The following is a 14,534-nucleotide window of genomic DNA, read 5'->3' on the forward strand; positions in this document are numbered from 1 at the left end:
GCGATCGTGCCACGGTGCACCGTGACGGATACCCCGTGAAGGCTTATCCGATATCCATCATGCCGCCGCCGACGGCGCGCAGATAGCTGGCCAGATTTCGCTCGGCCACTTCCGCACAGACTTCGCCCGTCGGCTCGCAGGTATGGATGCGGTCCGGGCGGAAATTTCGAAAATCCTTACGCAGTCGGCACCATGCCCCCAGCGTCCACGCGCCCCCCCAGAACGACAGGCACAGCGGCTCGACCTCGCGCGCGCTGACGCGTCCGCTTTCGTCGCGATAGTCGAGCTGCAACACCTGATTCGCTACGATCGCCGCATGCAGGCGATCGATCATCGTCGCGAAATCCGACTGGTGCTGGTCGCGCCATACCGGCGCGAAGATGCGCGTATGCGCCGCGCGTTCGCGTAGCTCCGGCGGCAGCACGGCCTCGATCTTCAGCAGGGCGGTCTTCGCGCTATCGGCTAGGCGCGCGCCGGCGAAAGCACGGACGAACCGTGTGCCGACCACCAGCGCTTCGAGCTCGGCGGCGGTGAACATCAGCGGGGGAATATCCGAGCCCTTGCGCAGCACGTAACCGACCCCGGCCTCGCCCTCGATCGGTACACCGGACAGCTGCAGGTCCGACACGTCGCGATAGACCGTGCGCTGCGATACGCCCAGCGTCTGCGCGAGCTGGCGCGCCTGCAGCGCGGTACGCCGACCGCGCAGGGCATGAATGATGAGAAAGAGACGATCGGCACGACGCATGCGCTCATCATCGCCGAGGCAGACGAGCACGGCCACTGTCGGACGTGATCGCGCGCCACCCGGTCAGCGCGATCAGCAGCATGCGGCGGCGCGGACGCGATTCGGGCTTTGAAGGATCCTCCGACGACTTGTCCGATGGCCACTTGTAAAGCCCGTCCATCAGCAGGCCGCGTTGATATACCGGGTGATACGCCTTCAGCAGGCGCTGCCATGGCGAATTCATCGTGTCGCCTCTCAGGCCATCACCGTTTCGCCCACCCACCACGGCGGTAGCTGGGCATGCTTGAACAGTCGGTACCAGTGCTCGCGATCGCTGGGGCTGTAAAGATGCAGCGCCTGAATGATGTCGTGGGCAAACTCCACGCTGCCCAGATGACTGGCGGTGATGACGCCGCCGTCGCTGATGGCAAGCGCTGAAGCGTCGTATAGCGACTCGCCCGAATAATCGGCAACCTGCCCTGCGATCTGTCCCGCCCAGTTGCCGGTATGGCGAACGTCGTCGAGCAGGCCAGCGCGGCCCAGCGCCACGACGCCGGTATCGATGCCAGCCACAGGCACTCCCGCCTCACCAGCATCACGCAGGATGGCCACCGCTGCGCTGCCCTCCCCGCGCAGCCAGAGATGCCCCCCGGGCACGATCAGCATGGCGGCACGCCCCAGGTCGACCTGCCCCAGCGGCACGTCGGGCTGCACCGCGAGGCCGCCCATCGACATCACCGCGGCGCGCGAGAACCCGACCGTCTGCACCCGCCAGTCCCCCGGACGGCGAATCTCGCAAAGCGCCAGCGCTGCCTGCCAATCGGCAAAGCCGTCGAAAATCAGAAAATAAACCGTATCGCGCATGGCGTTTCCTCCCTGGTGGATACACAGCTTGGCCGCCTCCTGCTGCCAACGTGCTGTCAGTAGTGGGGCGACGGCATGATCATTCGCCTTTTCGCCGACCCGGCTGGCGCGGTTCAGCCGGAGCCGGGACAATGCGTGCTTCGTTCACCCTGGCCGCCCCATGAAACCGAGCCCGATAAAACCCATTTCGCTGATCCAGTTCCTGATCGAGGAGCGCCGCGCCGGCCACATCAATGCCGAGCTTTCCCTGTTGATCGAAGTGGTGGCCCGCGCCTGCAAGCGCATCGCGGTAGCCACCAACAAAGGCGCGCTCGGCGGCGTGCTCGGCATGCAAGCTGGCGATGGGGAAGGCGGCAGCATCAACGTGCAGGGTGAGGCGCAGAAAAAGCTCGACGTGATCTCCAACGAGATCCTGCTCGAAGCCAACGCCTGGGGCGGCCACCTCGCCGCGTGCGCGTCGGAGGAGATGGAAGATCCGCAACAGATTCCGGACGGCTATCCGAAGGGCAACCATCTGCTGCTGTTCGATCCGCTGGACGGCAGCTCCAACATCGACGTCAATATTTCGGTCGGCACGATCTTCTCCGTGCTGCGCTGCCCGGACGATGTGACCGAACCGAAGGCCGAACACTTTCTGCAGCCGGGTACGGAACAGCTCGCCGCCGGCTACGTGGTGTACGGCCCGGCGACCACGCTGGTGCTGACCTTCGGTCACGGCACGCACGAATTCACGCTGGAGCGCGAGGTCGGCAGCTTCATGCTCAGCCGTCGCGGCATCCGCATTCCCGAGGAGGCTACCGAGTTCGCCATCAATATGTCGAACCAGCGCCACTGGCAGCCGCCGATGCAGCGCTATATCGGCGAACTGCTTGCCGGCACCACCGGCCCGCGCGGCAAGGATTTCAACATGCGCTGGGTCGCTTCGATGGTGGCCGACGTGCATCGCATCGTGACCCGCGGCGGCGTGTTTTATTACCCTCTGGATGCCAAGATCCTCAAGCAGGGGGGCAAACTGCGTCTGATGTACGAGGCCAATCCGATGGCCTTCATCATCGAACAGGCCGGCGGCGCAGCCACCACCGGCCGTGAACGCATCATGCAGTTGCAGCCTACCGGACTGCATCAGCGCGTGCCGGTGTTCCTCGGCTCGAAGAAGGAAGTCGAGGTCGCCACGCACTACCACCTCATCGCCGACGGTGCGCAGAACCAGGTCGACGACGTCGACCGTTCCATCGGGTGAACTTGCAAGCGGCAACGCCCGTGACTGCCACGGCTTTGCCGCTTTTCGATAGCAGCATTCCCTTTTCCTTCGCCGGCACACCCTCTTCATGCCCTTCCGCCGCCAGCTCCTGCTTCTGCTTGCTGCACTGACGCTGGCTGCCTGTACCGGGCACAGCAAACCCAACAACACATTGCCGGCTGTCGCCGCCGCGCCGGTGACGTTGAAGATCGGCCTTGCCCTCGGCGGCGGTGCGGCGAAGGGCTTTGCGCATATCGGGGTGATCAAGATGCTCGAAGCCAGCGGCATCCATCCGGACGTGGTGTCCGGCACCAGTGCCGGCAGCGTAGTCGGTTCGCTGTATGCCGCCGGCCTGGATCCGTTTCAGCTGCAGGAGCAGGCGTTTGCGCTGGACGAGGCGACGATCCGCGACGTGCATATTTTTTCCGGGGGCCTGGTGCAGGGGCAGAAACTGCAGGACTACATCAACACGGCGGTCAACCACCGCGCGATCCAGGAGCTGAAGCTGCCGTTTGCCGCGGTGGCCACGCAGCTGGAAACCGGCGAGCGCACCGTGTTCGTACGCGGCAATACCGGCCAGGCCGTGCGCGCTTCCAGCAGCATCCCTGGTGTTTTCGAGCCGGTGTCGATCGGCGACAAGCACTACGTCGATGGCGGCGTGGTCAGTCCTGTGCCGGTGGACGCGGCGCGCCAGCTCGGCGCGGATTTCGTGATCGCGGTGGATATCTCTTCAACGCCCAGCGGCAGCAATCCTCAGGGCATGGTCAACATCGTCGGCCAGTCGATCACCATCATGGGTCGCCAATTGGGCAAGCAGGAGCTGGCCCGCGCCGACTTCGTCATCAAGCCGAATATCACCGGCATCGGCGCCACCGATTTCGAGCAGAAGAACCAGGCCATTCTCGAAGGCGAGCGCGCCACGCTGGCGGCGATGCCGGCGATCAAGGCGGCGGTGGCCGCGCGACGGGCCAGTCTCATGCTGGCGCCGGTCACGCCATAGGCAAACGTGCGAAGGCCGCCACGCGGCGTTGCCGGTTGTGGGAGCCATACCCGATCCAGCATCGGCACGCTCGACCGGGACTTCCGTCACTTGGAACCGTGGCGAGGCGCTGCTAGTTTGGCCGATCACTGTCCCTGGGATCTGTCATGACCTGCCGTCTCCGCATCGCCATCTTGCTAACCCTGCTGGCAGCTGCACCGGCGGTACTTGCCGAAGCGCCGACGACGGTCGATCCGCGCATCCAGAACGTGCTGACCCAGCTGGGCAAGGTAAAGTCGATCCACGCGGCGCAGCTGTCGCCCGACGGCCGGCAGCTGGCCTGGGTCGTGGAATCCGACGACAAGCCGAGCGTTGAAATAGCGGATGCCGATGGCAGCCACGCGCGCGCCGCGGATCCGTCCGCCAAGTCCGGTAGCTGCAGCCAGGACGAAATCGCCTGGGCACCGGACTCGCGCCACCTCGCCTATATCTCCGATTGCCACGGTGCAGAACGCAAGGATAAGTCGCGCGCTTCTCAGATCGTGCTCGCCGACGCCCTGGGCAAGACGGCTCCCGTGGTACTCACCACGTTGAACGGCAACGCGCAGGCGCTGAGCTGGTCGGGCGACGGCAGCCGTCTGGGCTTTCTCTATGTGGAAGGGGCCACCCGCCGCGCCAGCGCCGTGTCGGCGGCCAAACCCGCCTCCGGCGAGGTGGGTGTGGACGGACTCGAGGTGCAGCGTGTGGCCACTGTGGTTGCCACTGGCGGTGCGCCGCAGATGCTCACGCCGGCCGCCAGCTACGTCTACGAATTCAGCTGGTCGCCCGACGCGCAGCGCATCGCCTATGTTTCGGCACCGGCCCCTGGCGACAACAACTGGTGGGTGGCCAAACTGTATGTGCAGAACGCACAGACAAACGCTGCGCCGACTGTGCTGGTCGATCCCGGCAACGTGAGTGGCGATCTGCACGGCCTGCAGATCGCGCTGCCGCGCTGGTCGCCCGACGGTTCGCGGATCGCGTTTATCGGGGGCCTGATGAGCGATCAGGGTTCGACCGGCGGCGATATCTATGCCGTATTGTCCCGCGGTGGCAGCCCGACCAATCTCACCCCCGGCATTCATGTCTCGCCGGCATGGCTGAGCTGGAACAGCAACCAGCAGCTGCTGGTGTCCCAGGTACGCGGCGGCGATAGTGAAGTGGCCGAATACCGTGTCGATGCCGACAAAGCTGCGCAGGAACGCGTGCTGTTCAACCTGCCGGCAAGCATCGGCGATGGCAGTGCGGACATGGCGCTGGCGCTGTCGCGCGATCGCGCGCAGGTGGCGTTCGTGCAAAGCTCGTACGCTGAGGCGCCGGAGGTACACGCTGGTGCACTGGGCACTACGCCGCCCAAGGCGGTCACCGCGATCAACGCCGCGTTGAAGCCAGCATGGGGCAAGGCGGAATCGGTCGAGTGGGATAACGAAGGTCGACACGTGCAGGGCTGGCTGCTGTATCCCGCCGGCTACGATGCCGGCAAGTCGTATCCAATGATTGTGATGGTGCATGGAGGTCCGTCCGCGGCGATGATTCCGCGTTGGCCATCGGTCGGCTTCGGCTCGGCGCCGCTGTCGACGCTCGGCTATTTCGTGCTCATGCCCAATCCGCGCGGCAGCTTTGGCCAGGGCGAGGCGTTCGTGCAGGCCAACCGCAAGGACTTCGGCTATGGCGACCTGCGTGACACGCTGGCCGGCGTCGATGCGGTGGAGAAAAAGCTGCCGGTGGACGACAAACGGCTTGGCCTGACCGGCTGGAGCTACGGCGGTTTCATGAGCATGTTCGCGCCCACGCAGACGCAGCGTTTTCGGGCCGTGGTTGCGGGCGCAGGCATTTCGAACTGGCAGAGCTATTACGGCGAGAATCTGATCGACCAGTGGATGATCCCGTTCTTCGGCAAGTCCGTATACGACGATCCGGCGATCTACGCAAAGAGTTCGGCGATCAATTTCGTCAAGCAGATCAAGACGCCGATGCTTATCGTCGTGGGCGACCGTGACGCCGAATGCCCCGCGCCGCAGTCGTTCGAACTATGGCATGCGCTGCGCGCGCAGGGCGTGCCGACGTCGCTGGTGGTGTATCCCAACGAAGGCCATCACTTCGTCGACCCCGTGCATCAGCGCGACGTGCTGCAGCGTGCGCTGGGCTGGTTCGAGAAATATCTGCCTGCGTCGAAGTAATCCGCTGCGTTCGAATGCTGCACCAGGCTCATCACCTGATCGGCGCACTGCGGCGCATGCAGCGCCAGCCATTCGCGGAACAGCGCCTTCCGTTGAATGAAACGATAAACGCTTGACGCAGTAGCGTTGAAGCGCGTGAATGCATACCTGCCGATTTTCTACGGCGTTGAGCAGCTCGAATCGCTGCAACGTCGCCACGATCTCGCCGTCGAAGCGATACGAATGGCTAAATCGGTAACGGCCTGCTGCTGTGCACGAACCAACTCCGGATAGCCGCCGGGAGCCATTTCGTCGGATCGGCTTCGACAGGGCCAACGCGTCGGGACCGCCAAGCCCTTCGGCGAATGCCGTGCTCCACACAGCTTCTCGCTGGGCGTTCCGGCCGACCCGAGCGTCGAAGCGACGAATCGGCAGTTTGATTTTCATCACGGGTCGATCGGCCGGATGAGTCAATGCTTGTTGCACTCGATTCCATATCGTTTCAGACAGAACTGTGACCCAGTCATCCGAACTAATCATGGGCACGATGGTAGGTTCAGTTTGTCGCCACATGGCGATATCTAGGAAGAGGAACTTCGTGATGAAACTGCAAGATGCCAAGTTTGAGAAGCAGGATTCTCAATCCAACCCGTTCGCCATTCAGCTCGACGAACCCATGCAAAACATCGCGGCGCCGGGCGTCTGCGAAATGAAGCCATATCTTGGCGAAGACTCTCGCTGGTACTCCACCCAGCCAGGCGGCTAAAACCACGGCGATTCTATTGAGACGTGGCGATAAAGAACGCCGCCATCAGGCGGCGTTCTTTTGTTCGAAAACTCCGATGACCAAACGGCACCGATCACAGGCAATCGAGTATCCATGATCAAGGCCAATGTTGCTTTTTCCGACCTCCAGCAGCCGCCAGAGTGGCGAAATGATGCCCTGTTCTTCGGGGAAAGCCAGATCGCTCCCTACCGTCACTGCGCCGTGGAGACCATCGTGGTTCGCATGCAGGGGCAGTGGTTCGCGACGGTGCGCGAGCGTTGCCGGGATGTCGAATGGGACAAAGGAGATGCGGGCGCGTTGGTCGACGCCGATCGATTCAACCAGCTCTACAAAGAGGCTCTTTTATGGCCGCTTGATTATCTGATGATCGAAGTGGCTCAGGCTGGGTGCCGACTGAAGTTGCGCGCCGGTCTTCTCGGATCGGCGCCAGTCTATTGCCGGGTCACCGATGACGCGGTGGAACTTTCCTATGATCTGGCCGACTTTTTTTCCCGGCCTACAACCATTGATCTGGAGATGGCCAGCAGGCGTCTGGCACTCAACGCCGATTATTCCGCGAGGCAATTATGTTCGGGCGTTCTTATGCTGACAGAACGAGCCACGCTTTACGCGGAGCCGGGCAAAAGCCGTTACGTATATCCTTCACCTGCTGAAACCATATCGCCTTCCGAAGAAGCATTGATTGACCACGGCGTAGAGCGATTCGAGCAACTGCTGCATCGTGCGATTTCGATTCGACCCACCCCGAAGCGGATGGCCGTCGAGTTAAGCGGCGGCATGGACTCGGCGACCGTTGCATGCGCTCTGGCTCAATCGCATGAGAACATCATAAGTCTGGGAGTCCTGCTCGATGACGGATACAGTCAACTCCAGGCCGAACGCCGGCGCATGCTTATTGAAAAGCTTGGTCTTCGCGATACGGCCGTAAATATCGATTCATTCCCGCCGACGCTCGATCTACAGCCAAGCGCAAGTCGACCGGACTATCCACTTGCTGAGTTCTATCTCGAAGCGTTCGAGAATTTGTGGGACAGCGCTCGAACGCAGGGCAGCGAATTTCTGTTCACCGGTCTTGGCGGAGACCAACTGTTCCCGGCGTATCGAAATGAGGAGCGATCCGCCGGAGGCAAAAGCGACATTGTGGTTGCAGAGGCCAAGCGTCGCGCGGAATTATTGTTGACGCCCCGAGCGCTTAATTCATCCTGCTCGATCAGTGGGTTTGACGCTCCCGTCGGTCCGCTATCTGCATCGGTGTTGGCTTCGAGTATGTGCCAGGCTCCCCACCTGCTTCGACGAGGTCTTTGGCCGATCAATCCGTTGAGCGATCCACATTTGGCTTCTTTTTGTCGGCGCCTGCCTCTCCAGAGCCGAAAAGATCGGGAAACGATGTGGCGATATTTACGGGCCAAACTGGGTGAAATATTTCCAAGAAGTTATTGCAAAGAAACGTTCGCTCACGTTCTCCCCGAGTTAATTGCACATCACGCCAAGACGATAACCACGCAACTGCGCGAGTGCGCCCTTGCCGACCTGGGGCTCGTCAACCGAGACGCCGTACTCCAGCTGTTGGACGAGCTGGTAGTGACGCGCGCACGTGCGCTAACGGCACCCTTGATCTCATTCCTTTGGCTGGAGCGTTTCGTTCGACAGATTGCCTGAAATCGAATTCCGTAGACGTTGACTCCGATTTTCCAGCATGCGCACATGGGCACCGGGGTTCTAGGCCATTGGCGACACCGACTGGAGACGACCACGCTCAAGCGCGAGCTGGACCGGATGAAGAAGGAGAGAGATTTTTTGCGCGATGCGGCAGAGTTCTTCGCCAGGGAATCGAGCTGAGGGATCCGACGATCCAACGCTGTCTCGATCTTTATCCTGTCCAGCTGATGTATCGATGCCTGAAGGTGTCGCTCAGCGCCAAATTTTCGGCGATGGCGCCCGGCCAGCATCGGATGACATGGGCAAGGCTCATGGGCGCCCCGGTATAGCGATGTATTGGCTGAGCCAAAGGTGCTGACGGGATTTGATGCAGCGGCCACATCCTTTCTTTCCCTGCCGAATAAGCCGAGGTGGTTGCTTTAGAAAAGGTCGCCCTGCGGCGACGGTTTTTGCGGCGGTACGAACCGTGAGATATCGAGTACGAGTTCGCGCGAGCGCGCGTAACCGTGCCGGCGACTGGCTATGTCGAAACGGCGACGCAGCAGGTCGGCGAAGACGCCCTGCCCGCGCATGCGGGTGGAGAAATCGCTGTCGTAATCGCGGCCGCCGTTCATCTGCTGCACCAGGCTCATCACATGGTCGGCGCGCTGCGGCACATGCAGCGCCAGCCATTCGCGGAATAGCGCCTTCAATTCGTACGGCAGGCGCAGCGTGGTGTAGCCGGCGCAGCGCGCGCCTGCATCGGCCGCCTGCTCAAGCACGGCTTCCATGTCCTTGTCGTTGAGCGCCGGAATGATCGGCGCCACCAGCACGCCAACGGGGACGCCCGCGTCGGCGAGCGTGCGGATGGCCTTGATGCGACGATGCGGCGCGCTGGCACGCGGTTCGAGTTTGGCGGCCAGGCGGTTGTCCAGCGAGTTGATCGAGATAAACACCTGCACCAGATTCTCGCGTGCCATCGACACCAGGATGTCGAGGTCGCGCTCGACCAGCGCGTTCTTAGTCACGATGGTGCAAGGGTGATGGCATTCGGCCAGCACCTGCAGCGCGGCGCGGGTCAGCCGCCAGCGTTTTTCGATGGGTTGGTAGGGATCGGTGTTGCTACCGATATTGATCGGGCTGACGACGTAGCCGCGCTTGGCCAGGTCGATGCGTAGAACCTCGGCAAGATTGCTCTTGGCGCGCAGCTTGGTTTCGAAGTCCAAGCCAGGGGAGAGGTTGAGATAACTGTGCGACGGCCGCGCGAAGCAATAGATACAGCCGTGCTCACAGCCCCGGTAAGGATTGATGGCCTGGGTGAAGTGGATATCCGGCGAGTCGTTACGACTGATCAGGCTGCGCGCACGCTCTTCGGTGACTTCGGTACGCGGGCGTGGCGCCGTTTCGTCGAGTAGCGCATGCGACCAGCCGTCGTCTTCTGCTTGATGGCGAACGGTTTCGAATCGGCCTTCGGGATTGGACGCGGCGCCACGGCCCTTCACTGCTCGCGCTAGCGAGGCTGGCTGATCGTCAGGAAGGCTCGACAGCAGGTCGTGGTCGTCCGGTGGCGGGTGATCCATGCTCCGATGATGCCGCGAGAGCGTCTCAGCAGTCGCGACATCTTGCGAAGCCTTTGCACAAATGGCTGGTGGCCGCATCTGCTGCTTGGGCGCATACGCAACGCTCATCGACCGGTTTATGATGCATCTTGGGGAGCGGTTGCGTGGAGGCAAGAATTCAATGAGTCGGGACTGTGAGCCCGATGTGGTGTTTTCCTCGCCGCACGGCTACCGTCACGGTGGCTGCACGGCAATAGACCGATGCTCCGCGGTCAGCAGTTCCGGGGCACTGCGACCATTCTTCCTGCCTCGTCCAATCTGGAGTTTTCCATGACCGGTTACGGCTTGCTTATTTTTCTCTTCATCGGCGCCATGGCGGGCTGGCTGGCAGGGCTTATCGTGCGCGGGTTTGGCTTTGGCCTGCTCGGCAATATCGTGGTCGGTATCATCGGCGCGTTTCTGGCCGGCTGGCTGCTGCCGGCGCTGGGGGTTCATTTCGTGATTATCGGACCGATCGTCACCAGCATCATCCACGCAATGATCGGTGCGATTGTCCTGCTCGTCATCATCGGCCTGTTTAGAAGGGCGTGATCGCGAGGGCGGTCCCGTCTTCGTCGACGAGGGCTGATCCCGCGTCGGTTTGATTGGCCGGCATTGAGACGTTTCAATGGAAGATGTGTCGCAAAACGCAACAGCGCGAGCTGTTGCGTTTTGCATTTCTGCGCCATGGAAAAATCGAGTGCGTTTCCATCGCGAAATCTTGTGCCGCGCGTCAACAGCATGGCGACCCACGGTATTACACTCGGCCACTGGCTATGGCGCGAAACGCCATGACGATTCCCTGCCGGCTGCTCTTTTTAGCCGGCCAAACGCGAGGCTCATCATGTCCAAGCTTTATCCGGTCAAACCCGAATTCGCTGCCGGCGCGCGTTTGCGCAAGGCGGATTACGAAAGGCTTTATGCCGAGTCGATCGAGAACCCGGACAGTTTCTGGGCCGGCGTAGCGGATCGGCTGGACTGGAACAAGGCGCCGAGCAAGATCAGCGACGTCTCGTTCGATCCGAAAGATCTGCATATTCGTTGGTATGAAGATGGCGTACTGAATGTCACCAGCAATTGCCTCGACCGGCACCTGGCCGAGCGTGGCGACAAGACGGCGATCATTTTCGAGGGCGACGATCCGAACGAGTCGCGTCGCATCAGCTATCGCGAGCTGCACGCCGAGGTCTGCAAGTTCGCCAATACGCTGAAGCACCTCGGCGTGACCAAGGGCGATCGCGTCGCGATTTATCTACCGATGATTCCCGAGGCGGCGATCGCGATGCTGGCGTGCGCGCGCATCGGCGCGATCCATTCGGTGGTGTTCGGCGGATTCTCGCCGGATTCACTGGCCGGACGTATTGCCGACTTCACCGCCAAGCTGGTGATCACTGCCGACGAAGGCACGCGCGGCGGTAAGAAGATCGCGCTGAAGACCAATGTCGATGCGGCCCTCGATCGTCCCGGTACAAACAGTGTGGAAACCGTCATCGTGGTTCGCCGCACGGGCGCCAGCGTGCCGATGCAGTCGCCGCGTGACCGCTACTACCATCATCTGATGGACGGCCAGACGGCTGAATGCCCGGCCAAACCGGTGGAAGCCGAGCATCCGCTTTTCATTCTCTACACCTCCGGTTCCACCGGAAAACCCAAGGGCGTTCTGCATACGACCGGCGGGTATTTGGTCTATGCCAGCTACACGCACGAGTGCGTGTTCGATCTGCGCGAAGACGATGTCTACTGGTGCACCGCCGACGTCGGCTGGATTACCGGCCATAGCTACGTGGTTTACGGTCCACTGGCCAACGGCGCCACCACCGTCATGTTCGATGGCGTGCCAAACTATCCCGACTACAGCCGCTTCTGGGACGTGGTGGACAAGCACAAGGTGACGCTGTTCTACACCGCGCCCACGGCCATCCGCGCACTGATGCGTGAGGGCGAAGCGCCGGTCAAGAAGGCATCGCGCGCTTCGCTGCGTCTGCTCGGTACCGTTGGCGAGCCGATCAACCCCGAAGCGTGGGAGTGGTATTACCGCGTGGTTGGCGACGAGCGCTGTCCGATTGTCGACACGTGGTGGCAGACTGAGACCGGCGGCATCCTCATCACGCCACTGCCCGGTGCCACCGATGCCAAACCGGGCTCGGCCACGCTGCCGTTCTTCGGCATTCAGCCGGCGATCGTCGATGCGAATGGCGAAGTACAGCAGGGGGCGACGGAAGGCAACTTGCTGATCACGAACTCCTGGCCGGGGCAGATGCGTACCGTCTACGGCGATCACCAGCGTTTCATCGAAACGTATTTCAGCGCCTATCCCGGCAACTACTTCACCGGTGACGGCGTGCGACGCGACGAGGACGGCTACTACTGGATCACCGGCCGCGTGGATGACGTGATCAACGTCAGTGGTCATCGCATCGGTACGGCCGAGGTGGAGAGCGCCCTGGTGGCGCATGCGAAAGTCGCGGAGGCGGCCGTGGTCGGCTGCCCGCACGATATCAAGGGCCAGGGCATCTATGCCTATGTCACGCTGGTGTCGGGCATCGAGGGCAGCGACGAGCTGCGCAAGGAGCTGGTAGCGTGGGTACGCAAGGAAATCGGGCCTATCGCCACGCCTGATTACATCCAGTGGGCACCGGGTTTGCCGAAAACACGTTCGGGCAAGATCATGCGGCGCATCCTGCGCAAGATCGGTGAGAACCTGCCCGATCAACTGGGTGACATCTCTACGCTTGCCGATCCGGGTGTCGTAAAGAGCCTGGTGGATGAGCGATTGATCAAATAGCCGTCCAGATGGGTTCACGCTTTGTCTGGCGAGGCGGCGAGAACACCGCAGTCGCGCTAAAATCCGGGCATGAAGTCAACCGACATGCGTGGTCTCGGCTTGATCGCCGGGCAGCTGGGCGATCACGACCTGCACGTGTTTTTGCTGCCCTATGAGCGGCGGCAAAAACGGCAGCCTCTGCAGAATGTGCTCGGCGCCTATCTTGGAATATCGGGCAGCGAAGTGAGCTTGATCGACGGTGAATTCGGCCGGCCTGAACTCGATAGGCGGCACGGCGCTGTGGTGGGATTCAACTGGTCTCACAGCGGCGACTGTGCCCTGATCGCCATTGGAAGGCATTGCATGCCCGGCATCGATATCGAACGGCGGCGCGATCGCCCGCGTGCGCTGGATATCGCCGAGCGCTATTTTTGCAAAGGTGAGCTCGCGGTTTTGACATCGACGCCGTTGAATGCTCGCAGTACGTTATTTCTGAACCTTTGGACGGCAAAAGAGGCAGTGCTCAAGGCATTGGGGCGAGGAATCGCGTTTGGCCTCGATCGTTTGCATGTAGCGAGCATTCAAGACCAACCTGTGTTGCGCTGGCTCGATGATGATGATGCCTCAGCGTGGCAGTTGCAGCGGCTGGACGTCGGCATTGACTACGTTGCCGCGCTGGCCTGGCGTGGGTCAGCAAGAAAGATCCACTGCTGGACGATAGGGGTCTGATGACTCGGGCTTTACGGCGTCTTTCGCCCTGACTGGTTAATCTTTGCGCTGACCTTGCTGCCGACCTCTCTCATAAGGAATCGTTTAAACGACATGACCCTGCTTAGCGTCAACCTCAACAAGATCGCCGTGCTGCGCAATTCGCGCGGCGGCGGCGAACCGGATATCTGCAAAGCCGCGCAGACCTGCATCGAGTCCGGGTGCGGCGGCATCACCGTGCACCCGCGCCCCGATCTGCGGCATGTTCGGCCGGACGACGTGCGTGCACTTGCAGCGCTGCTTCGCGGTCGTGTGGAGTACAACATCGAAGGCAATCCTTTCGCGGCCGCACGCGGAGAGTATCCAGGGCTTATCGAGCTAGCCCGTGAGGTACGCCCGACGCAGGTGACCTTGGTGCCGGATAGCGATGGGCAGATCACCTCCGATCACGGCTTCGATCTTGATCGCGATATCGATCGCTTGCGTCCGCTGGTCCACGAGTTGCTCGATCTCGGCTGTCGCGTGAGCCTGTTCGTCGATGCTGAAGCCGAGCGCTTCGAACCGGCAGCGGCCATTGGGGTAGAGCGCATCGAAATCTACACCGGCCCTTTTGCGCACGCGTTTGCCGAAGGCAAACCGCGCGGCGCTCTGGCCGCGTGTGCGAATGCGGCGCGGCTCGCGCATCTGGCGGGACTGGGCGTCAATGCGGGCCATGATCTCAGCCAGGCCAACCTGGGAGCGTTCAAGGCCGCGGTTCCCCATCTGGCCGAAGTATCGATCGGCCATGCGCTGATCGGCGAAGCGCTTTACGACGGCCTGGCGGCAACGGTGCGCAGCTACGTACAGTTGTTGCAGTAGGGCTCGCCTCTTTAGACGGCCTCCAAGGCAAAGAAAAACCCCGCACAGGGCGTAATGCTGTTCACTTAAGCGGAGCAGCCTTTCGATTCACGGGGTAGCGAGTCTTGGATATTTTGACGGACCTCGGCCTGGAAGGCCGAGGTCGTCTATCCAGAAACAGGTTGCCGATTCCG

The 14,534-nt window shown here is 61.8% G+C and carries 13 protein-coding genes and 1 pseudogene; 10 read left to right on the forward strand and 4 right to left on the reverse strand.

Annotation, left to right across the window (positions count from 1 at the left end):
• Nucleotides 1-43: 43 nt before the first annotated feature.
• Genes HDE78_RS10505 through HDE78_RS10515 form a run of 3 tightly spaced genes read right to left on the reverse strand, consistent with a single transcriptional unit; the run spans nt 44 to nt 1,591 of the window.
• Nucleotides 44-748, reverse strand: a complete 705-nt coding sequence (locus HDE78_RS10505) for a YafY family protein (RefSeq protein WP_179479014.1) — start codon at nt 746-748, stop codon at nt 44-46.
• Nucleotides 749-755: 7 nt separating this feature from the next.
• Nucleotides 756-971 carry a hypothetical protein gene (locus tag HDE78_RS10510; protein WP_179479016.1) on the reverse strand — a complete coding sequence of 72 codons (216 nt, stop codon included), beginning with the start codon at nt 969-971 and terminating at the stop codon, nt 756-758.
• Nucleotides 972-982: 11 nt separating this feature from the next.
• Nucleotides 983-1,591: a DJ-1/PfpI family protein gene (locus tag HDE78_RS10515; protein ID WP_179479018.1), complete on the reverse strand. Its 609-nt coding sequence runs from the start codon at nt 1,589-1,591 to the stop codon at nt 983-985.
• A 175-nt stretch (nt 1,592-1,766) separates the two neighbouring features.
• Between HDE78_RS10515 and HDE78_RS10520 the strand changes: the two genes are divergently transcribed.
• The 6 genes and pseudogenes from HDE78_RS10520 to HDE78_RS21075 all read left to right on the forward strand — a co-directional run.
• A complete protein-coding gene (locus HDE78_RS10520) occupies nt 1,767-2,831 on the forward strand; it encodes a class 1 fructose-bisphosphatase (protein WP_179479130.1) in 1,065 nt (354 codons plus the stop codon).
• A gap of 88 nt (nt 2,832-2,919) precedes the next feature.
• Nucleotides 2,920-3,831: a patatin-like phospholipase family protein gene (locus tag HDE78_RS10525; protein ID WP_179479020.1), complete on the forward strand. Its 912-nt coding sequence runs from the start codon at nt 2,920-2,922 to the stop codon at nt 3,829-3,831.
• A 146-nt stretch (nt 3,832-3,977) separates the two neighbouring features.
• On the forward strand, nt 3,978-6,029 hold the full coding sequence (locus HDE78_RS10530) for a S9 family peptidase (protein ID WP_179479022.1): 2,052 nt from the start codon (nt 3,978-3,980) through the stop codon (nt 6,027-6,029).
• Between the two features lie 580 nt (nt 6,030-6,609).
• Entirely contained in the window at nt 6,610-6,774 is a 165-nt protein-coding gene (locus HDE78_RS10535) for a hypothetical protein (RefSeq protein ID WP_179479024.1), read from the forward strand.
• 114 nt (nt 6,775-6,888) lie between these two features.
• Nucleotides 6,889-8,454, forward strand: coding sequence for an asparagine synthase-related protein (locus tag HDE78_RS10540; RefSeq protein ID WP_179479026.1), 1,566 nt, complete (start codon nt 6,889-6,891; stop codon nt 8,452-8,454).
• A gap of 96 nt (nt 8,455-8,550) precedes the next feature.
• Nucleotides 8,551-8,711 (forward strand): annotated as a pseudogene (locus HDE78_RS21075) (IS3 family transposase); the annotation flags it as partial.
• Nucleotides 8,712-8,873: 162 nt separating this feature from the next.
• On the opposite strand, the gene HDE78_RS10545 reads toward HDE78_RS21075, so the two are convergent.
• Nucleotides 8,874-10,013, reverse strand: coding sequence for a PA0069 family radical SAM protein (locus tag HDE78_RS10545; protein WP_179479028.1), 1,140 nt, complete (start codon nt 10,011-10,013; stop codon nt 8,874-8,876).
• A 309-nt stretch (nt 10,014-10,322) separates the two neighbouring features.
• Here HDE78_RS10545 and HDE78_RS10550 point away from each other — a divergent pair, with 309 nt between their 5' ends.
• From HDE78_RS10550 to HDE78_RS10565, 4 genes are all read left to right on the forward strand, one after another.
• Entirely contained in the window at nt 10,323-10,583 is a 261-nt protein-coding gene (locus tag HDE78_RS10550) for a GlsB/YeaQ/YmgE family stress response membrane protein (protein ID WP_179479030.1), read from the forward strand.
• A gap of 292 nt (nt 10,584-10,875) precedes the next feature.
• Nucleotides 10,876-12,816: an acetate--CoA ligase gene (gene acs / locus HDE78_RS10555; RefSeq protein ID WP_179479032.1), complete on the forward strand. Its 1,941-nt coding sequence runs from the start codon at nt 10,876-10,878 to the stop codon at nt 12,814-12,816.
• 69 nt (nt 12,817-12,885) lie between these two features.
• Entirely contained in the window at nt 12,886-13,524 is a 639-nt protein-coding gene (locus tag HDE78_RS10560) for a 4'-phosphopantetheinyl transferase superfamily protein (RefSeq protein WP_179479046.1), read from the forward strand.
• A 93-nt stretch (nt 13,525-13,617) separates the two neighbouring features.
• Entirely contained in the window at nt 13,618-14,361 is a 744-nt protein-coding gene (locus tag HDE78_RS10565) for a pyridoxine 5'-phosphate synthase (RefSeq protein WP_179479048.1), read from the forward strand.
• Nucleotides 14,362-14,534: the final 173 nt, after the last annotated feature.

Origin of the sequence: Rhodanobacter sp. K2T2 (assembly GCF_013408815.1) — a bacterium.
GTDB lineage: Bacteria > Pseudomonadota > Gammaproteobacteria > Xanthomonadales > Rhodanobacteraceae > Rhodanobacter.